Below are 20,188 nucleotides of genomic sequence, written 5' to 3'. Positions count from 1 at the left end.
AAACAGGCCGGCCGGATGAAGGGAAGGGAATCGGCAGGCGCACTCGCCGTCACGGCGAAGCGTGCACTATACGAGAATGGCTCGGAGTGTGACCGATATGTCGGCATTTCTTCTGAACGGTGAGCTGAGGCTGTCCTGGTGGCAGCTTGCGTGGGTCGTGCTCGCGCTCACGCATGTCACCATCATCGGCGTGACGGTGTACCTGCACCGCTGTCAGGCGCACCGCGCGTTGGATCTGCACCCGTGCGTCAGCCACTTCTTCCGGTTCTGGCTGTGGTTGACGACCGGTATGTTGACGCCGCAGTGGGTCGCGGTGCATCGCAAGCATCACGCGAAGAGCGAGACGCAGGAAGACCCGCATAGCCCGCGAACCCGCGGCCTCGCGACCGTGCTGCTTCGCGGCGCGGAACTGTACCGGGAGGAGGTGCGGAACGAGGAAACGCTGCGCCGGTATGGATTGGGTACGCCGGACGACTGGCTCGAACGCCACGTCTATGCCCGCTATCCGAACCTCGGCGTCGGGCTGCTGGCCGTGATCGACGTCGGGCTGTTCGGGCTGCCCGGCGTGGCGGCGTGGGCGATCCAGATGATGTGGATTCCGTTCTGGGCTGGCGGCGTGGTCAACGGTTGCGGCCACTTCAGCGGTTATCGGAATTTCGCGACGCCTGATGCGAGTACCAACCTTTTCCCGCTGGGCATCCTGATCGGCGGGGAAGAACTGCATAACAATCACCACGCATACGTGACGTCCGCCAGGCTGTCGAACCGCTGGTTCGAGTTCGACATCGGCTGGCTGTACATCCGCCTGCTGGCAGCATTGAGACTGGCGACCGTTCGGCGAGTCGCAACGAAGCCGCGCCCGCTGCCGAACAAGGCAGTGGTCGACGACGCAACGCTGCAAGCGATCATCCGCAATCGGCATGCGGTGATGGCCGCCTATGCGCGCATGCTCGAACTCGCCTGCCGACGGGAACTGCGCCGCATCAAGGACATGAGCCGCGACGACAAGCGCGCGTTCGCGCTCGGCATGAAACGCTGGCTGCGCCAGGCCTGGGGCCATCGGGACAAGCCCGATCTGCGTGCGTTGACGAGCCCCAATGCGAACCGGCGAATACGCGTGTACGTGGATATGTACGAGGCGTTGCTGGAGCTATGGACGCGGTCACACGCATCGCACGAGCAATTGCTGGTTCAGTTGCAGGATTGGTGCCGTTGCGCGGAGCAGAGCGGCATCAAGGCGGTTGCCGATTTCTCGATGCGTCTGCGCCTGTATGCGTGATCGCGACACGCCGGTGCCCTGCCATGCGGGACCGGCCTGCAACGGTTCGCGGAGCAAGCCCCGCTCATCTCGCCCGACTGTCGGGACGCAAATAACGCCACTTGCTCGCATTGGAATTGATGCCGGCATCCCGGCGGATGCGCTTTTCGGCGCGTTCGACGTCGGCACGGGCCAGATCATCCCGCTGCTTTTGCCGGGTCGCGTCATCGCGCCGATCAATTGCGGGGCCTGAGTAATATTTCATGAATCGCTCCTGAGTGAGGTGTGCCCGCCCCGCGAGACGCCGCGTCGAGCGGGATGCGGCGGACGGATCAGATCGCTGTGGGGGCGATCTTGCCGTCCACGATGTCCTTGCCGAATTGCATCGCCAGGTCGAGTGCGAGCGCCGCCGTTTGCGGAGCGCCATGTTCGAAAATGGTCGAGTAACGCGGTGCCGTTGCCGAGGTCGCCGGAATCGTATCGATGCGCACGATTGAAGCGAAACGCTTCGGGCCGGGGGCGTGGGGATCGCCGAACGGCGGGAAAAGCATTTGTGAATAGACGCGGAGTTCACGTCCGCGATATTCGAGAGTGGGGATGGTCATGATTTGCTCCTGACAGAGCAACCGTTGGCGCCGAAGGATTCAAGGGCGCCGATGCCTTGACAAAAAACCGGCAGGTATCTTCAGTGTGCGCGCTTGACAATGGTTTCGCAATAAAAATATCGGATGCCGAATCATATTTTCGATACGGATAAATCACCGGGTTGCGGTGCGGTTGCGGAAGAATTCGCTTCAAAATAGTCGATACCGTACAGACCAACGCGTGTCGTCCGGTTCACGATAAAATCAACACCGAGGAGGCTGCCATGTGCATCCCACTTTCACCCGAGGTCGTCGAGACCCTCAAATCGCTTGATCGAATTCCGGATTCCCAAGCCGATATTCCACGCTCCATAGCCAATGAACTATTGACTCACGGGCTCGCATACGAGTCGCGCACCGGCGGCTCCATCAATATGACGTCAGCAGGCCGGATGTGGCTGAATCGGTGCGCCGATTATTAGGAAGCGCGCACGCGTCGATCGGACGAGATGGGAGTTTTGTCGCGTACAACACTCCATGGACAAGTGAGGCAATGATGAAAATCCAATCTACACGATGGTTTACGCTGAACCGGTATGCGCCTGTTCGCGACGGATGGTATGAAGTGCGACTGGTGAGCGGCGACACGGCGTTTGCGAAGTTTGGTGATGGCGAATGGACGGAAAAGCCGATGCTCGCCTTTACGCGTTGGCGAGGCTTGCGCTCCGATCCGGACAAGTCGGGCGACCAGGAGACGATTGCCGCGGATGCGACCGTAGCGAAAGGTGTCCGAGACGTGTGGAACGCATTCTTTCCCGGCGTGGGAGACGAGCAGCACACACCACTTGCCGCCGCGCACAGCGATCACACCCGACACACTGCGGCATCGTGACGGCCGGCTGGAAACGGAATTCGCCGGGTGCAGACGTGTGTTATCGGCACCCGGCGAGTCAACCGCAATTTGCACGATCGCGCGGCGCGTCGGAACGAGCCGCGCGCACACCCTACGGTCGCTTCTTGAATTGCGCTTTCGCGTCACCGAATGAGGCTTGTGTCTTTCCGACGACCTGCTCGACCGTACCCTGCATTCTGGTCGTTCGATTCCCCAGGATCCTGCCGATCATTTCCTTCAGTTTGCCTTTTGCTTCATCGATGCGGCCTTTCACTTGATCCGTGTTCATCACATTGCTCCTTGGCATGGGTCGCCTGTCTCACCGATACGAAACCACGAACCGATCGAAGCCTCGTATCGGGCGCTTTGGCGCGCGACAACCAAGGCACCCCGACACATGTTGTGCGCCGTCGTGATGGAAGTCGGTACGATGCCGTACTGCCGTACGCGAATCGGAGGCGGCAAGCCAGCGTATGCATGCGGGTGGCGATCGGATCGATCGCCGGCTTATGAGTGCGGATTCAACCCGTCGATGCAACGAATTGATGAAAGCGCTCAGCCGGTGTATCAAAGTCTAGTGTTTTCCGCGGACGCTCATTGAGCCGCCTGGCAACAGCGTTGAGCTTGGCCTGGGAATAGGCCGAGAGGTCGAGCCCCTTTGGGAGATATTGTCTGAGGAGCCCATTTGTGTTCTCGTTCGAGCCCCGTTGCCAAGGGCTTTGCGGATCACAAAAATAGATCTTGATGTCGGTGGACACGGTGAAGCGCGTGTGATCGGCCATCTCTTTGCCTCGGTCCCAGGTCAGTGATTTGTAGAGTTCCTGAGGAAGCTTGCCGGCGTGCCGAATCAACGCATTGATGACCGTTTCCGTATCCTTGCTGCCGACCTTCACTAGCATCACGAAGCGGCTCTGACGCTCGACGAGCGTGGCAATCTGACTGTTCGCGCTGCCGAACAGCAAATCGCCTTCCCAGTGGCCCGGTATCGCACGATCATCAACGGTCGCGGGGCGTTCACTAATCGGGACGGTGTCGCAGATTCTGCCGTGGTCGTCGGTCTTCATCGTGTGATGACGCGAACGACGCATAGCTCGCGAGCGCCGTAAATGCTCGAGCAATTCCTTTTTGAGTGCACCGCGAGCTTGTATATAGAGGCTGCGGTATATGGTTTCGTGCGACACCTGATAGTCCTTGTTGACCGCATACACGTGCTTAAGCCAACCGGCGATCTGCTCAGGTGACCACTGCAGCCCGAGCTTGCTTGCCACGACCTGGGCGAGTTCCCGGTTCCTGACGAGCTTGCAGACTTGGGGGCGACGGGCTCGCTCCCACGCAAGTTCGTCAGCATTGTTCGCCCGATAACCCTGCATACCGCCGTTCCGCTTGAGCTCGCGGCTAATGGTTGACGGAGCACGTGCGAGCCGAATCGCAATCGCGCGAATCGAATCGCCAGCAACCACTGAGCGCGAGATCTCCTCCCGCTCGGCAAGGGTCAGTGCCAAGCTCGAACGGCGCCGTTGCTTTGGCTGTATGCCGCCCGTTTCGGCCAGAATCCCTTGTACCGAGGAATGGTTCCGATCAAACAGCTGGGCGATCTGCTGCAGCGATTCGCCCCTGCGCCAGCGCTCCCACATTAACGCCTTCTGGCTGTCTGTATAGTAGATCCGCCGTCTCTGTTTCATTGCAACACTCCTTGCTGCTATGCAGCCTCAAGTGTGTTGCATCGACGGGTTGAATCCGCAAGAGATACTGGCCGGACACAGGCCTGTGCCGACAGCATCATCTTCACGCTCCGAAGCACAATGAGTGCGGCCTGCCAGCCCGCTGGCTGTCGTGGGTCGGCAAGCGCTTTTCACATGAGATCGCACCGTCATGGCATCCGTGCCTCGTGATCGTCGGCTCGGCGATTGTGGCGAACGGCGATGTGCTGCCCTACATGACGAGGTAGCGACGGGACTCGACACCGTTGACCCTGCACACCGCGGCAAGCGCAGATTGGAGCGTGCCTGTACCCAGTCAAATGCGTCGGCCCAGAGGCCCGCCAGTCTAGCCGCGAACTCGCTGGCCACGCTCCATCGCGATATGACGGCTGAACACCGGTCGGCCTCGTGGAAGCCATAAGGCGCCTTGCATCGCTCATCTCGCCCGATTGTCGGGACGCGAATAACGCCACTTGGTCGCATTGGAATTGATGCCGGCATCCTGCCGGATGCGCTTTTCGGACCGCTCGATGTCGGCGCGGTCGAAATCTTCCCGCTGCTTCTGTCGGGTCGCCTGATCGCGTTGATCAAGTGGTGTGCCTAAATGATGTTTCATGGATCCTCCTGATTGGAGCGTACCGTGTATCGATATCGACCACTGCCGCAAATGTGTGCAGACACAGAATGGGCGAGAAAAAGGGGGGAGTCGGTACGATGCCGTGCAGTGGTGGTTGGCGTCGCTTCAAATCGTCATGCAGATGCTTTCCGGCGATGTCCGCCATGACCCGCGTGCGCCCGGTACTTTGCCGGCCAGGCTCCGCGCCAGCGTTCGGCTACTTTGATATCGAAAGATTCGATGCACGTTCCGAACCGGGTGCATCGAGCACGTGTCCTGCATGAAGGAGAAGGGCGACTTGCGTCCGGCCACCCGGCACTTGCGTGCCGGCGGCATCGCACTGGACCGCTCGACGCTGGCGCGCAGCGCGCCACGGCGTCCGCCTGAGTCTTACGCATAGCGGCGCATAAGCGGCGTGGCCGAAATGCCGTGCAGCACGATCGACACGGCGATGATGGCCAGTACTTGCGGAACCAGCGGCAACAGTTGCGCGCGCGGCCCTTGCTCGAGGGACAGCATCAGGTAATACAGGGAACCCACGCCACGGATGCCGAACCAGCCGATCAGCCGGCGCTGGTGGCGCGACGCCCGGGAACCGATCAGCGCAAGCCAGGTAGCGGTCGGCCGGATGACGAGCAGCAGTGACGCAACCACGGCCGCGCCTGTCCAGGTGAGCATATCGGCCCAATAGCGGGAGACGAGCGCGCCAATCAGCAGGATCAGCACGGCTTCGGCGATGTGTTCCAGCTCGATCGTGAATCCCATGACCGATTCAGCGACGAAGGCATGAGCTTTGTCGGGGTTGGTGGAGGTGGCTTCGACATCCTCGCTGTCCACGACGCCGACCGTCTCCTTCGACGTCTTCCGGCCGCTCGTGCGATGCTCGACGCGTCGCATCGCGACGCCCGCAGCGAACACGGCCAGGAACCCGTAGCCGTGAACGGCGAGCGCCGCGCCATATGACAGCATGATCAGGCCCAGCGCGAAAAACCCTTCGAGGCCGAGCGCCTGTCCGTGACGGCTGCGCAGAAATGCGACGAGCCGGGCGGTGGCCAAGCCAAGCAACCAGCCGACGCCCACACCGGAGGCGATACCCCATGCAACGCCGCCGACCATGTTCCAGTGAAGCGCCGACGTCGTGCTGGAATCGCACAATAGCAGGCCGAGCACCGCGCACGGATAGGCCGTGCCGTCGTTGATCCCGCCTTCGCCAGACAACGAAAAGCGCACCAGTTCGACATCACCCGCGTCGCGCACGCCGACGTCATGAGCGAGCACGGGATCCGTCGGCGCGATCATCGCACCCAGCAGCACCGCGACGCCGAGACTCAAATGCAGCACCAGCATGCCAAGCGCGGCGATCGACGCGACGGTGAAGATCATCGCGACGACGCCAAGCCGCAGCGGCAGCATCCAGCGGCGATCGGCGGGCGGGACACGCAACCTCAGGCCGATCGCGAACAGCGAGATCAGCAAGCCGATTTCGGCAGCGATGCGCAAGCGCGTGACGTCATCAGGCAATGTCATCGCCAGGAAACCGATACCGGACGGCCCGATCAGAAAGCCGATGCCGAGATACACCATGGCCGCGCTCAGCGGCAAGCGCTTAAGCGACGATCCGATGAGTCCCATGAAAATCAGTAGGGCCCCGAAGATGAGGCATCCAATCGTTTCGGTCACTTTGAATGTCCTGCATGGATAACGTCGCGCTCGCCGCGCGTCGAGCGCAGGTCGCCATGCGGTGTCGTCGAGACTGCACGCGGCACGCGCGGGACGGCACACACCGGGATGGGCGTCGATGCCTCGCATTCGTCGCACGATATCGCGCTGGTCGTACCTAACCTGAGGCGGAATTTCGTGACCGATCAAGTAGTGAGTCTCGCGTCGATATTATCGGAATCCAGCCAGGCTCGACGGACCGTGGCAGGAGGTTGATAGCGATGCGCGCTATGAGGCCGGCGCTCGTTGTAGATCCGATCTTTCTCCGGTTGCTTGAGCGTACAAGTGGCCACTCGGCAGCTCAACCCCAGATAACCACATGCCTTGCGTTGCGAGAGACCCCGCCGAGTCAACTTGTTGCGCCAACGATAGAACGTCTGTTCCGAGATGTTGTGGCGCTTGCACCGATCCTTCACCGGCTCGTCCCGGTTCTCGGCCTCCCGCAAGTTGCGGATGATCTGCTCGTCGGTAAATCGCTTCTTCATCGAGTTCTCCTTGCCACCAGGATAAAAGAGAACTCACTTGCCAAATGCTACAAGAAACGGCTCAGGTCATACGCGCTATACGCTCGACGCGCGGGCTCAGTATGTCCGATGCCGGACGGTTTGTCGGTGCGGGTGACGAGCGGAACCGGAGCGGCCCCCGAGCGTGTGCGGACCGGCATGTCCGGCGCGTTGCGGCGAAACACGCGCGTTCCCGGCGGAATATTCGGATCGGGCCTATGCTGGCGTTGTGACCGGCGGCATTCCACGCTGGCGTGTCGCCGACACGCAGCGCGTCGAATCCGGGCCGGCCTCGTCCGGCACTCAGTTCCATGGAGGTGGATATGCGCAGCAGGTATCGAGAGCAGCATACGAACGGTGGCAAGAGCGAACGCAATGTCGACGAGGCGGTCGAGGGGACATTCCCCGCCAGCGATCCGCCATCGATCGGCGGTGTCACCAGGATGATTTCGCGCCCGGCCCATCGAAAGCATCACCGGAAGTCGCCGCACATCAAGCACCGTTAGTGCAGGTTGCGCGGCGCGCATGTCAAAGGCAGCCCGAACTTCGACGACGAGCATTGGCCGGTGATGATGCAATCACAGTGGGGATTGTCGCTTCACCAGTACTACAACCGGACTCCGTACTGGGTAGTCGGAAGGTAGCTAATCCGTCTCGTCGAGAGCGCGAACGTGTCGATGCTCCGGTTTCACGCCTTCGGGAGCGTCACGGACATTCGCGGTGCAGTAGCGACTAGAGTCGCTTCAGATCGGGAAGCAGGCGATCGAATTCGCGTTTGACCACCCCATAGCATTCGCACACGCGTTTTTCGAGCCCCGGGCGGTCCAGCACTTCGATATGGCCGTAGTTGTAGCGGATGAGGCCTGCGTCTTGCAGCTTCAATGCAGCTTCTGTCACGCCCGACCTGCGCACGCCCAGCATGTTGGCGATCAGCTCCTGCGTCATGCGCAACTGGTTCGAAGGCAGGCGGTCGAGGCTGAGCAGCAGCCAGCGGCAAAGTTGCTGGTCGATCGAGTGATGCCGGTTGCATACTGCGGTCTGAGCCATCTGCGTGATGAGCGCCTGGGTATAGCGCAACAACAGGCGTTGCATCGCATTGCCGCGCCGGAATTCTTCTTTCAGAATGCGCGCGTCGAGCCGGTAGGCCTGCCCCGCGCTTTGCACGACGGCGCGACTCGGCGTCGTTTCGCCGCCCATGAACAGCGACACGCCGATCATGCCCTCATGGCCGACGATCGCGATTTCAGCGGACGAGCCGTCCTCCATCACATACAGCAACGAAACGATCGACGTGGTCGGAAAAAAGACGTGATGAAGCTGGCCCCCCGACTCGTACAGCACTTTTCCCAACGGCATGTCGACAAGGGCCAGGTGAGCGGCGAGGTGAGCGCGTTCGTTTTCGGGCAGCGCGGCAAGCAGGTGATTTTCGGTAATGGGCGGGTTGTCCTGCATGCGAGGCTCCTGCGCGCGGCTGACGATGGTGAATCCGGCCGATATGGGCGCAGCAGAAATCGGCGGGACGAGACACCCATCATACTTTACCGATCCGACGACCGGACAGGATGGCGGCAATGCGTCCTTTTTTCTATGAGTTCGGAATGTCGTTCGAATGCGAACTTACCTTCAAAAAAATTATAGTGTTGGCACATGTCTCATCAAGGTGCGCGCAATCACGTGCGCCCGATACGGAACCGATATTTCACGGAGCGTTTGAAGGGAAATCGCGGTCGCCAGGCCTGCCCGGCGTCGACCGCGGAACGGTGTGCCGCGATGACTCGGGTGCGTCGGTACTCGGCGTCCAGGTGGGGAGGTAGGTCGAGGTGGTGGATCTAATCGAAGTGCGCGACGGCGATTGACCGACGGACGAGACGAACGTAGATAGATGACTACGCCGCTCGCCCGGCGCGTCTTGGCGAAAAGTCGAACTTGGTCGCACCGGTATCGGCAGATGCAGGCGTCACGAGAAACACGCGCTTCCCGGCCTTGAATACGTGATGCAACGGCAGGCGCGGATTGACCAGTTCGATGAATTCTGCGGCCGAGATGACGGGCATGAACGCGAACACGTAGCTTTTTCGATACGAACCGATAAAGAGTTCGCGATGGACGACCCTGAGGGCCGCAGCGGTCATGCTGGTGGCATCAAAGCGTCCCGCGGGCCGAGGATGATTCGGCATTCAGCCAGTAGCCATGCTTGCCGTAAAACTGATACAACGCAATCTCGTCGCTTCGGTAGAAGGGCTGTGAATCGTCGTATTCGGGACTGTGGCGAATCGAGTCGCGGTTGAGCGCGGTTGATACCGTTTCCGTGGCCCAGTTCACCCGGTCGAGCCAGTGCGTTGCGATCAGAATTTCCTTGTTGGTCAACCACCAGTTCCGCGTACTGATTGCGAGATAGCGGATCACCCAGGCTTCATCGTCGTAGACGAAGTCAGACACGTGGCCGATGCGTCCGGCCGTGGCTTCGAGCCGATAGCCCTTGACTCTGCTGGTGCCGTGCAGATGCGTATCCGTCGGCACATCGGCCGGCACATCGCGGGGCATTGTGAGGGAGGGGAGCGGATTTCCGGCCTCGAGTTCTCGCGACAGGGTGGCAGAACCGGACGTAGGGTATCCGGCCATGCCCCACCGGTTCGGGCCATCCCAGTAGCGCGGATAATGGTAGTAGCTCAGGTATTCGATCTCGTGTTGGCGGGATACGGGTTGGTGTGTGTCCAGATCCGGGCTGTCTCCCACTTGCTGGCGCGTGAGGTCGACATGCAGCGTGCTGGACCGGGAGTCGGTGTGCTTGATGCAGTAGGGCGAGATGAGCACCTGCCTCTCGTGCAGCCAGTCCTCCGTCTTGACGACGAGGTAACGGATGCACCAGTCGTTGTCGAAGTAGGCTTGATTGACGTGTCCGATGTCTCCGTCCTTTGCACGCACCGCACTTCCGTGTAATGCCTTGGTGCTTCGTAACATGATGTTCTCTTCAGATCGATGCGCGGCATGCCGATGATCCGGCTGAATCGCGAGCCGTGCGGTGGCGTCCAGTCACTCGCCCGCGGATGAAGGGCGATTCGTGCCGATCCCTTTCATTCACGCGGTTCGCAGTCTGGCGCGACGTCGTAACGGATAACCGGCATGCTTTACACGGTACCGGCAATGCGCAATCAACGCGGTACGAAAGCGTACAGAGTGCGTGCCAATCGATGCAGATCAGGGTGTCGAATCGACTCGAATGGAAAGGCCGATGCGTTTCAAGCGTTGGCGAGTTACGCGGATGTGACGTGAAGCCGAGGATGCAGGCATTCGACAATGCGAATTGGCTGCCGACGGCGAACTCGCAGTGCGGATTGTTGCTTCATCGTCGATTACAACGGGACGCCGTGCCTCGGCGGATAGACGCGGCCGTGTAGGCTCAACAGGTCGTTGGACCGACAGCCGCGTGTGTGAAGAAAAAACGGGTTCTCATGCTTACATGAACCAGATGAACGTATGCATCCACGATGTATCGTTCGGATCGGCCCTTATAGCTGGCATTGATCGCACAACGTCCGATTCTCAGATTGGCCAGCATGAACGGGCGGCCATCGGACGGCGTCTCCGGAACCGTATTTCCTTTCATACCCGTGATCGTCACCAGTACGTCGGACAAATATTCGTTCCCGCCTCGGGTGCGGCGGATGAAGGTGAGCACGAGAACGTAGCCGCGCATGGCCCCCTTGATGGCGATCGATTGATCCAGTCCAATGCCGCCTGACAAGTAGGACCTGATTGGCGCGCTGTATCGGAGGGAGGTTGCCGGGGGCTGCGGCTGGGGCGATTCCGACGAACATGGCGCTGAGAAGAAGCGCGAGCATTGAGGGCTCAGGGGTTTTCATGAGGGATCTCCTAGAGGATCAGGCGGGGGAGTCGAGGTGTGGGGGCACGGTCTGACTGACAGAGCAGGCCCGGCGCTCACAAATGCGGTTATTCGTGCCGCATGTCCGTTCGTGCCGGACGCTTGCTCTTCATTCGATTGCGTGCCGCTTGTTGTCGAAGGACCCGTTCGCATGCTCTGCGGACGGTTCCCTTCACCGTCGGGCGAAGAGGGGCCCCGTTACGCTATGTGTTTTTCGCTCCTACTGACAATCGATTGAAAGCAGCTCCTAAGATCGGCCATGGGCGCACTCGACGGCGGGCGTACCTGGACGGCGACATGCCGGTCGAACCGTCTTGCTGCGTGTCCACTCGGTCTCCGTTCGGGGGGCATGGCACCGCGTTCGACCGTTGCATCCAGCCGCGCTGGCGGTCAACGTTCGAGCGCATGAACCCGCAAATCGAATCGAACAGTCGTACAGAATCAGCGCCGCTTGATCCTCAAATTCGGGCGAATACTTCGTGAGAATTTGAAACCGGGTCTTGCGATCCTTCTACTCGGACCCTTTGTCCATACGTGGATCTGTACGCATTCGCCAATTGTTACGGTCGGTATTCGCGCACCCAGTTGCGAGTGCATACACCTCTGCATCCCACTGGCGGCCTAACTCGCCAACTTCGCGCACAGAAAGTCCCGCAGGGAATGCCTTTGGTTTTACGGATACGCGCGCCTTCGATGACGCGCTCGAACGTCCAGCGAACCCGCCTGCGGCCATTTTTTGTGATGGTTTCGATGTGCATGACGCGAGATACCTGTATAGCGAGTCGAGGTCGTAGACAAGCGTTTTATGTCCCAGCCTGAATCGCTGAATCACAGTGCAGCCGCGATCGATGCAACTGATGTTTGGTAGGCAACGCCGGGGAAAGCGGCGGCCTCCTTCGCAGTTGCGCGCTTGCCTTTGGATAGGTCCATGCTACGAACCCTCCTGTCTCAAAAGGTACGTTGATGCAATGCAGAAAAATTTGTGACGGGTTAGGAGATGAACTGCGAGCCGCGCGTGACCGAAGACGGCAAGCACGCGGCCTATCGTGGCTACGACGTCGAGATTGGGGCGATCAAGCGTGATCCGGATACAATGGTGGCTGTTGTAAATTTGACGCCATGCCCGCCAAAGCTCCCCGTCAAATTTAAACATTCGGTGCGCCGCTTCCTGCAATCTCAGTATCCGGCGCGTGCTACGATGACCACTGGCCGAGCAGGGGGCTGCAATGAATCTGGACGGATTCAAGCCATATCGCGGCTATTTCTATCGAGTCTCTGCAAAATTTGGCGACAATGGCCAGTGGTGCAGCACGATTGATGTTCTTCGGCGTCATTGGAACGGTACAACCGAAACCGTGATTTCGCAGATGAATGTGCCTGGCATGTTCATTTCTGAGAGCCTAGCCCTCGACGCCTCTAACGCCTACTGCCACTTGCTCATCGACGAGGGAAGTTTCGGGGATGAGTAGTCTCAAGACACCCTCCTGAATTCGGCGACCCAGACCCACGGATTTGCGTCCCTGCTATCGCCCCGCGCGGCGGTCAGCCTGTCCCACAGTCACTGATACGACTCGCGCGCCGTCTGAGTGCCTTCGCCGTTATCGTACTGGTACGCTCCAGCGAACGTGCCTTAGTCCTCCACTTCATCCTCGCTGATGTCCTGCAGGTGCTTGACCACACGCCGGCGATCTCAAGCGTATTTCATTCATGCTAGGCTCCTTCCAAGTAGCGGAGGTTGTCATGCAGCGCACGATCAAGTACCGCGGATTTGAAATTGATATCCAACTGATCGCATCCGCTCCAGATATGTTCGATGTCACGTTCCAGATAAAGGGGCGCGACAATCTCGGCATACTTGGCGCGCATGGGCATCGGATACCGCTTCGAAACGGCCCATTTACCCGACGCTGGGCATACCTTGTTGCCGAGATCGCTGGGCAGGCAGCGATTGACGTTCTGCTCGGCCCCGCTGATTGATTGCATGTGCGTCCCAGCGGAAAGTGGTGGCCATCGTTTCGTCGGCTGCTGCGATGTGCCCGGCGTCTATCAGGTGCGCGGCTACCCGCCCCCCAACCTGACCATACCGCGTCCGACCGTCGATTCGCCGTCAAGCGCGAATGAGATTCACGGTCACGAAAGTTTGTCAGATCGATGCGCGCGACTATACTTCGATCGTCTGACGAAATTGGGCCAATCTTTGGGGCTGAGTTCGACCCAACACATGCGGGGCCAGACGTACAGCGGTGCCGCGGTGAGTCGACGTTGACGTATTGAACCAACATCGCTGCAAGCGTGGAGCGGCCGGAATCGTCCAACTGTCCTAAGCAATCGTGTATCTGCGGCCCGACCCGTCACCGTGAGGCTTCGACCGACCCCACGCCGCCAATCGGCTCGATACGAATGCGATCGCGCTGGGCGGGATCGATGCGTCCCTATCCGTGTTCGGCGCACTTTTTGTCGGCGCAACACTTGAGATCCGTTCGATTCAGCGGCAACCGTTACCGGGATTGCGGGGAGAACCTGGCATGCGTTTTCAATCTAGGCTTCACCACGGACAGGGGGAGGCACGATCTGGGCCTCACGCCGGGGCTTACATGGAACCGCACTGGCTGCCCAGGCGCGTGCGCTCCGGCAGACACGGTGCGATGACGCCTGCAAAGGCGAAACCGTTGCCCTCGACCCACCACTGGCACCGTCAAGGGTCCTGCGTGAGCGCGCAGAGCGATTCGGTCAATCGTCGCGTCCTCGTGATCAACGACAACGTTGCGGCGCACCAGAATTTCCGCAAGATCCTCGCTCGCCCACTGGACGGCGAAACTGCGCTGGCCGCAACCCGGGCGCCGTTGTTCGGCGAGGTTCCAGCCGGTCGAGCGGCGTTTCAGATCGATTGCGCCTATCAGGGCCGGGACGCGCTGGAGCGGGTCGTGCGTGCGCTGGAGGAGGACAAACCCTATGCGATGGCCTTTGTCGACACGCACATGCTGCACGGTTGGGACTGCCTTCAGACCATCGAGCGACTCTGGCAAGTGGATCCGAAGCTGCAGTTTGCCCTATGCAGCCCGCATTCCGATACCCCTTGGGGCACCCTGGCCAGGCGCCTGGGCGCAGACGACCGGCTGCTCATTCTCAAGAAGCCATTGAACAACATCGAGGTCCGTCAGACGGCCAGCGTGCTGACCACGAAGTGGCAGATGACGAAAGAGGCGGCCTTCAAGACGGGCGACCTGGAAGAGCTCGTCGAGGAAAGAATCAATGCGCTTGCCGAAGCCAACGTCATCGTCCAGAACAGTCCGGTCATTCTTTACCGTCTGCGCGGCGTGCCGTCGTTTCCGCTCATCTACATATCGCATGACATCGCCAGGTTCGGCCACGACCGCGCTACCTTGCTCGCTTCGCCAGTCTGGGCCAACGAGCTTGTCGCGCAGGACGACCAGGCCAGAGTCGATGCGGCGCTGGCGCGAATACTGGACAAGGACACCGAAGGCGTCTCGATCGAGTTCCGCTTGCGCACTGGCGACGGCGCTTACCGTTGTGTCGAGAATCGCTATGTTCCGGTTCGCGACAAGGATGGACGGCTAATCGAAGTCGAAGGGATCATCATCGACATTGCCGAGCGCAAGGCGGCGGAGGAAAAGATCGCGCGGCTCGCTCATACCGACGCGCTCACGGGAACGGCGAATCGTGCCGGCTTCCTCGCGCGGGTGCGCCACGCTTTCGCCGCGGCCCGACATGGCACCATGCCGTTTGCGATCTTGTTTGTCGCTCTCGACCGCTTCAGGCCGGTCAACGACAGGCTGGGTTATCCGATCGGCGACCCGTTGCTTCGGGAGGTGGCGGAGCGCCTCGGGAATTGCGTTCAGGAAAGCGACCTGGTTGCACGGTTGGGCGGCGATGCGTTTGCCGTGGTGCAGGGCGAGATCATCGAGCCGGCGGACGCCGGGGCACTGGCTGCGAAGCTCCAGGCGGCGCTGGCGGCTCCCTATCTGCTTGATGGTAACGATGTGCGGATTTCGGTGAGCATCGGCATCCGGGCGTACGTCCAGGGCGACAGTGGAGCAGACGCCATGCTGATGCAGACCGATTTGGCGCTCCACCGCGCGAAGCATCACGGCGGCAACCGGTACCGCTTTCATTCCGACGAACTGGACCACGAAGTACGCGAACGTGTCGCACTCGCCGACAACTTGAAAGGAGCGATGGATCGCGGCGAGCTGGAACTCCAGTACCAACCCGAGGTTGAGTTGTCCTCCGGAAACATTCTCGGAATGGAAGGGCTGGTTCGCTGGCATCACCCGACGCGAGGCCTCATTGCTCCCGGTGTGTTCATTCCGATCGCCGAGAGGGAAGGCTCCATGGCAGCGCTTGGTCGCTGGGTGCTGGATCAGGCGTGCCGGCAAATGAGAGCGTGGCGCGACGAGGGGGTGGCCCCGCTGATGATCGCGATCAATCTGTCTCTCTTCGAGCTCTGGAGTGCTCAAACGTTCGTGCGCGATGTCGCTGAAGCTGCCGCGAAGTGGCACCTTGCCCCCTCCGATCTGGAATTCGACGTGACCGAGGCGACACTGGCCAGGCTGTCGTGGGCACAAAGCGACATACTCCCGCAGCTGCATGCGCTCGGCGCGAAGCTTGCCATCGATGATTTCGGTAGCAATTACGCGTCATTTGAGTATGTCAAGGCTTATCGCGTGAACCATCTCAAGATCGCGCGATCCCTTATCCACCGGTCAACCAGCGATCCAGAGAGTGCGGCGACGATACATGCCATCGTCACCTTTGCGCACAGTATCGGGATCGGAGTCATTGCCCAAGGCGTGGAGACGGAGCAACAGCGTGCGCTGCTGGCTGCGACGAATCGGGCGACAAGTGCGCAAGGCTTCCGTTTCAGCGAAGCGGTGGGGGCCGCTCGCGCCAGCGAACTCCTGCGCCAAGGCCACATCGCGCCATGCGCGGCGCCTTGTCCGGAAGGGTAGGCATTCGATGGTCGCGGCTGCACGTTTCGCACGGGTACCCGTTGACAAGAATCGAAAACCGATACGCATAGCGAATCGATGGTGCTGGAGCCGACTGGCTGGTTCGGCCGGTTCGGGTCGTCAAGCGACACCCGCGGCAATCCGCGAAGAATTGCTTGCATTGACGTCCCGATTGCCGGAAAAGAAGAAGGGGCGTCGCGAAGCCGCCGATCCTGATGTGCGATCGCTCACGTCCTGCCAGGTTCGAGCAGGTTCTTCAGCGCAGCCAGCTGTTCCTTCTGCATGTTCAGCAATTCAGTCCATTGCTCCTCGCGCAACCCGTCCAATTTTTCATGGAGCAACATGATCTCGAGTTCGGCCTTCAGATTGATTTCATAATCGTGTTCGGCCGACACCCGATCCTTGTATGACTGCCGGTTCTGGGCCATCAGGATAATGGGCGCCTGGATTGCTGCCAGCATCGACAGAAACAGGTTGAGCAGGATATACGGGTAAGGGTCGAAGGCCTTGCTGTACGTTGCCAGAATCAGCGAATTCAGGCTGACCCAGACGACCATGACCACAATAAAGCACGTGATGAATATCCACGACCCACCGAAGGCCGCAACGGCATCCGCTGCGCGCTGGCCGCGCGTTGCCGTTGCATCGAGCGTTTGCGTGGAGTCTCTCGCTATGTGCTTTCGTTCCGCGATGAGGCGTGCAACATTTTTCGTGCGCTCGTCCAACGATTCATAGGGTATGCCGAAGAATTTTTCGGCAAGCTCGGCAGGTTTGTGCATGTCGCCCTCCGCGCGGTCGCACAATCCGGACGGAATGGAACCGCAATAACGTCATGGAAAAATGTTGCCGGCGCAGCAATCGGAAAGCACGGAAACCGAACGAGACCGAACGGCGTTCTGTCCCGGTTCCGTTGCCATTCGGCTCAGCGGACAACGTCCCGTGCGATTCCGCACGCTACCGGAATCGGAGCGGTATGAACAGGCTGACGCCCGGCGCGGGCTGAGGGGCATAAACGACTGGGGGCGGCGCGTACACATAGTCCTGGGAGTCCTAGTAGTCGCCGCGACGGTAGACATTGTCCGGATGTTGATAGGCATGCCGATCGCGGTGATCCCATCGGTGTCCATGGTGCGGCCGGTACCCGTTGTCCATGCGGTGCTGCTGTAGCTGGCTTTGATCATGCTGATAGCCGTCATACGGGCCATGCTGCTGACCGTCGTAGTCGCCGTAGTCCGCGCCGAGCGCCGACGCCATGGACATGCCGCCAATCGCCAAGGCCGGGCCAACCGCCGTCATGCTTCTGGTCATCATCGAGCCGACCGACGCGACGCGTACATCTGGAGTTTTCATGATGTTCTCCTGTCTGAGATCTGGAGCGCCGAACGTGGGCACCGGTCCGCTTCCCGCTGCGGGTGTCTCGCGATCACCCCTTCCTCGCGGAGTGTCGATGGTCAGTCCGGAAAATCAGATCGGCATTCCTCTTCTGGGCATCGGACATGCTGTCGTATAACATCTGAAACGCAGGGGTGAGCCTTCTGATGCCGTCCGCATGAACGTCGGCAACCTGGCCATAGGACTTGAGGTCGTCGACCGCGCTCATGGTGTTGGCATGACTCGTTCTCGCCCGTCTGAGCGCGTCCATCGTGCCCGCATTGTCGCGCATGACCCGCGCGGCCTTGTGCCAAAGTTCTTCTTGCGCCGCGGTGATCTGAGCCTGTCGTGAAGGTCATTGATGCGCGTATCGATTCGATCGTGGTGCCTGTGCTGCAAAGGCAAGCAGCCATGTGCCCTTGTCACTGCATTCCCCTTACGCTGCAACGGCCGTCAAGTTGTGGCTCAGGGCCGAGCGCGCTTGCCGTGCCGGTCGAGACAAGGCATGCCTTGACCATATCCCGGATCGAAGTAGCATAGTGATCGGCACCGATCGCACTCTGGAGATCCTTGCTCCACTGATCGGTATCGCCTGCCGGCCAGAGACCAACGACGATCAACGCGTCCGGCAGGCGTTGTCGTACACGTCGCAACAGGTAACGGAGGTGGGACGGGATTCCATCGATACCTAGATAAAAAATACACACCACGGTCACCTCGGTGACGTCCAAACCGCCGATCCGGACGCGCGAGGCTGCGTCATAGCTGACCACCCGGCAATCGAGATCGTGCTTGCCGAGAAGCTGGACGAGCATGGCCGATGCCAACTCGTCGAGCGGTCCCCGGCCGGCTATGCAAAGAATCTGTTTGCCGGCGCGCGGAACCGGGGGACCTTCGATGCTGGGCGAAACAGCATGTGGCGCGGGTTCGCACGATACCTTTTGTCCGCCAGCGGCTGGCGCCAGCGCGCCCCGGTTGCCCGCCGCTGCGTTGGTACCCGGATCGGTGTCCGCGAAGCCTTCCAGACCCTCGATGATGTCGTTGACGGTGGTCTCGATTCGCGCCAGTTGTGCCGGCGATACGCCGCCACGCGAGACGTCGTCGGCCGCAAGCTGCAAACCCTTGAGGACGATTTCATCGTAATAGGAGGAGAGCGGCCGGTCGCGAAGCAGTACCCCGGCTTGCTCTACTGCATCGTCCGGGTCGCCGGCGAGCGCTCGCTGATAAAAGTTTTCGACTGGCGTCAGCGCTGGCTGGTCGCCAAGCAGCACGTCGAGAAATTCGAGCCGCGTAACGTGGCGACCGAGGACCAGCAGGCAAAGTGTCAGCGGAGTGGACAGGATGAGCCCGATCGGCCCCCATATCCAGCTCCAAAAAATCGCAGCGACGACGACCGAAAACGGGGAAAGGCCGGTGCTATGGCCGTACAGCAGCGGCTCGACGACCTGACCGACCAGCAACTCGACGATCAGGAAAAGCACCAGCGACCAGATCGCCATCGACCACTCCGGACTGACGGCCGCGGCGAGCGCGGTAGCCAGAATGGCGGAGATCCAGATTCCGACGTCGGGAACAAGACGCAACAGCGCGGCCAGAATCCCCCCCACAGCACTGGGCCCGGTACGCCAATAATGGACAGCCCGATCCCGATCCCGATTACGATGCCCACGCCTGCGTTTACGCCGAGTTGCGAAACGAAATATCGGCTGAGGCGCCGTGCGGCCTCGTCCATTGCGGTGGTGGTCCGATGCAGATCTCTCGAGCCAAACAACCGGATAGTGCGATCCCGAAGATCATCACGTTGCAACAGAATGACGATGGTGACGATAAATACGATGAAGGCCGTCTCAAGCGGACTGACGACGGGAGACAGTATGCGCCGTGCAAGCTGGAATGGTGTCTGGGCTGGCTCGCGCACCTCGACGGGAAGCGCCATAGGCGGTTGGGAGCCGGCGGATGATGAAGCAGATTCGCGTATCGCTTTCGGCGGGTCAACGGTTGCCCGTTGAAGCGCCTGGCCAGCAGCACTTGCCAGCCGGTTCAATTTTTCAACCGTGAGTCCATGCACGGCATCGATCTTTTTGTCGATACTCGCCTGATAACGGGGGATATCAACAGCGAGATCCGTGATCTGGGCGGCGATCACTGCCCCGATCACGACGATCACCGAGAGCGACATCGTCACCGCAAGGAGAACCGAGACCACATGGCCAAGCCTGATGCGGCCAAGAAGATTGGCCAGCGGAGCGACCAGGAAGCTGAGCAGAATCGCTAGCGTGACCGGGATCAGGATCTCGCGCGCGAAATAGAGCGCAGCGACGACCGTGACGCCAACGGCGAGCGTAATCAAGCCCTCCACGCCTGGTGTCTCAGGAGGCTTGATGCGCGCCGATGGTCTCGCGGGGCGCGACTCCTTGAAATCGAACATGACGGCTAATGCCCGCGATATAGTCCATTCCGGTGGGTGCTTTCGGACCGGTGCGAATGCACCCCATGCAGGCCGAAAATCGAAGCGTACGGCATACGTTGCTCGCAGCCTGGCTTGAAGTCGGTACGGTGCCGTACCCGCTTCGGGCAGTGCCACTTCTCGTTAGTCCCGCGGCACGATGGGGCACCCGGGAGCCGTGCTCGACGGCTGGCCGGTTGCGGAGCCCCGCAATCTGTGGCCGGGCTGGGTCGGGTTTAGTTGCCG

The 20,188-nt window shown here is 60.5% G+C and carries 18 protein-coding genes and 2 pseudogenes; 5 read left to right on the top strand and 15 right to left on the bottom strand.

Going from position 1 to position 20,188, the window contains the following annotated elements; genetic code table 11:
- Positions 1–97: 97 nt before the first annotated feature.
- Complete coding sequence (locus ACVK00_RS01690) at positions 98–1,279, top strand: DesA family fatty acid desaturase (protein WP_354123167.1); 1,182 nt, start codon at positions 98–100, stop codon at positions 1,277–1,279.
- Positions 1,280–1,343: 64 nt separating this feature from the next.
- Here the strand turns inward: ACVK00_RS01690 and ACVK00_RS01685 are convergent, their stop codons facing one another.
- Positions 1,344–1,523, bottom strand: a complete 180-nt coding sequence (locus ACVK00_RS01685; RefSeq protein WP_284889117.1) for a hypothetical protein — start codon at positions 1,521–1,523, stop codon at positions 1,344–1,346.
- A 67-nt stretch (positions 1,524–1,590) separates the two neighbouring features.
- The gene (locus ACVK00_RS01680) at positions 1,591–1,863 is read right to left on the bottom strand and encodes a hypothetical protein (protein WP_006755264.1); all 273 of its coding nucleotides are present in this window, start codon (positions 1,861–1,863) and stop codon (positions 1,591–1,593) included.
- Positions 1,864–2,398: 535 nt separating this feature from the next.
- Between ACVK00_RS01680 and ACVK00_RS01675 the strand changes: the two genes are divergently transcribed.
- A complete protein-coding gene (locus ACVK00_RS01675; protein ID WP_175663816.1) occupies positions 2,399–2,734 on the top strand; it encodes a hypothetical protein in 336 nt (111 codons plus the stop codon).
- A gap of 112 nt (positions 2,735–2,846) precedes the next feature.
- On the opposite strand, the gene ACVK00_RS01670 is transcribed toward ACVK00_RS01675, so the two are convergent.
- The 9 genes and pseudogenes from ACVK00_RS01670 to ACVK00_RS01630 all read right to left on the bottom strand — a co-directional run bounded on the left by ACVK00_RS01670 (position 2,847) and on the right by ACVK00_RS01630 (position 11,017).
- Positions 2,847–3,023, bottom strand: coding sequence for a CsbD family protein (locus ACVK00_RS01670; protein WP_212116179.1), 177 nt, complete (start codon positions 3,021–3,023; stop codon positions 2,847–2,849).
- A 232-nt stretch (positions 3,024–3,255) separates the two neighbouring features.
- Positions 3,256–4,416 (bottom strand): IS30 family transposase, encoded by a 1,161-nt coding sequence (locus tag ACVK00_RS01665; protein ID WP_354123166.1) that lies wholly within the window; start codon positions 4,414–4,416, stop codon positions 3,256–3,258.
- Between the two features lie 454 nt (positions 4,417–4,870).
- Complete coding sequence (locus ACVK00_RS01660) at positions 4,871–5,050, bottom strand: hypothetical protein (protein ID WP_006755260.1); 180 nt, start codon at positions 5,048–5,050, stop codon at positions 4,871–4,873.
- 390 nt (positions 5,051–5,440) lie between these two features.
- Positions 5,441–6,730 carry a cation:proton antiporter gene (locus tag ACVK00_RS01655; protein ID WP_212116181.1) on the bottom strand — a complete coding sequence of 430 codons (1,290 nt, stop codon included), beginning with the start codon at positions 6,728–6,730 and terminating at the stop codon, positions 5,441–5,443.
- Between the two features lie 278 nt (positions 6,731–7,008).
- Positions 7,009–7,254: pseudogene (locus ACVK00_RS01650) on the bottom strand (transposase); the annotation flags it as partial.
- A 750-nt stretch (positions 7,255–8,004) separates the two neighbouring features.
- Complete coding sequence (locus ACVK00_RS01645) at positions 8,005–8,724, bottom strand: Crp/Fnr family transcriptional regulator (RefSeq protein WP_175663600.1); 720 nt, start codon at positions 8,722–8,724, stop codon at positions 8,005–8,007.
- Positions 8,725–9,158: 434 nt separating this feature from the next.
- The gene (locus ACVK00_RS01640) at positions 9,159–9,404 is read right to left on the bottom strand and encodes a hypothetical protein (protein WP_354123165.1); all 246 of its coding nucleotides are present in this window, start codon (positions 9,402–9,404) and stop codon (positions 9,159–9,161) included.
- 10 nt (positions 9,405–9,414) lie between these two features.
- Positions 9,415–10,233, bottom strand: a complete 819-nt coding sequence (locus tag ACVK00_RS01635; RefSeq protein ID WP_212116186.1) for a PRC-barrel domain-containing protein — start codon at positions 10,231–10,233, stop codon at positions 9,415–9,417.
- Between the two features lie 439 nt (positions 10,234–10,672).
- A complete protein-coding gene (locus ACVK00_RS01630) occupies positions 10,673–11,017 on the bottom strand; it encodes a carboxypeptidase regulatory-like domain-containing protein (protein WP_212116188.1) in 345 nt (114 codons plus the stop codon).
- 1,364 nt (positions 11,018–12,381) lie between these two features.
- On the opposite strand from ACVK00_RS01630, the gene ACVK00_RS01625 reads away from it, so the two are divergent.
- From ACVK00_RS01625 to ACVK00_RS01615, 3 genes are all read left to right on the top strand, one after another.
- Positions 12,382–12,624: a hypothetical protein gene (locus ACVK00_RS01625; RefSeq protein WP_175663604.1), complete on the top strand. Its 243-nt coding sequence runs from the start codon at positions 12,382–12,384 to the stop codon at positions 12,622–12,624.
- Between the two features lie 271 nt (positions 12,625–12,895).
- A complete protein-coding gene (locus tag ACVK00_RS01620; RefSeq protein WP_175663605.1) occupies positions 12,896–13,132 on the top strand; it encodes a hypothetical protein in 237 nt (78 codons plus the stop codon).
- A gap of 617 nt (positions 13,133–13,749) precedes the next feature.
- The gene (locus ACVK00_RS01615; protein WP_354123164.1) at positions 13,750–16,125 is read left to right on the top strand and encodes an EAL domain-containing protein; all 2,376 of its coding nucleotides are present in this window, start codon (positions 13,750–13,752) and stop codon (positions 16,123–16,125) included.
- A 227-nt stretch (positions 16,126–16,352) separates the two neighbouring features.
- Here ACVK00_RS01615 and ACVK00_RS01610 read toward each other — a convergent pair whose 3' ends face one another.
- The 4 genes and pseudogenes from ACVK00_RS01610 to ACVK00_RS01595 form a co-directional block, all read right to left on the bottom strand.
- Complete coding sequence (locus ACVK00_RS01610) at positions 16,353–16,904, bottom strand: DUF1003 domain-containing protein (RefSeq protein ID WP_012365732.1); 552 nt, start codon at positions 16,902–16,904, stop codon at positions 16,353–16,355.
- Between the two features lie 271 nt (positions 16,905–17,175).
- Complete coding sequence (locus tag ACVK00_RS01605; RefSeq protein ID WP_354123163.1) at positions 17,176–17,475, bottom strand: hypothetical protein; 300 nt, start codon at positions 17,473–17,475, stop codon at positions 17,176–17,178.
- 73 nt (positions 17,476–17,548) lie between these two features.
- Entirely contained in the window at positions 17,549–17,788 is a 240-nt protein-coding gene (locus ACVK00_RS01600) for a hypothetical protein (protein WP_346275215.1), read from the bottom strand.
- 130 nt (positions 17,789–17,918) lie between these two features.
- Positions 17,919–19,924 (bottom strand): annotated as a pseudogene (locus ACVK00_RS01595) (AI-2E family transporter).
- Positions 19,925–20,188: the final 264 nt, after the last annotated feature.

It is taken from the genome of Burkholderia sp. PvR073, assembly GCF_054055695.1.
The sequence above is the reverse complement of the archived record's forward strand: the minus strand, read 5'-3'. Positions and strand labels throughout refer to the sequence as shown.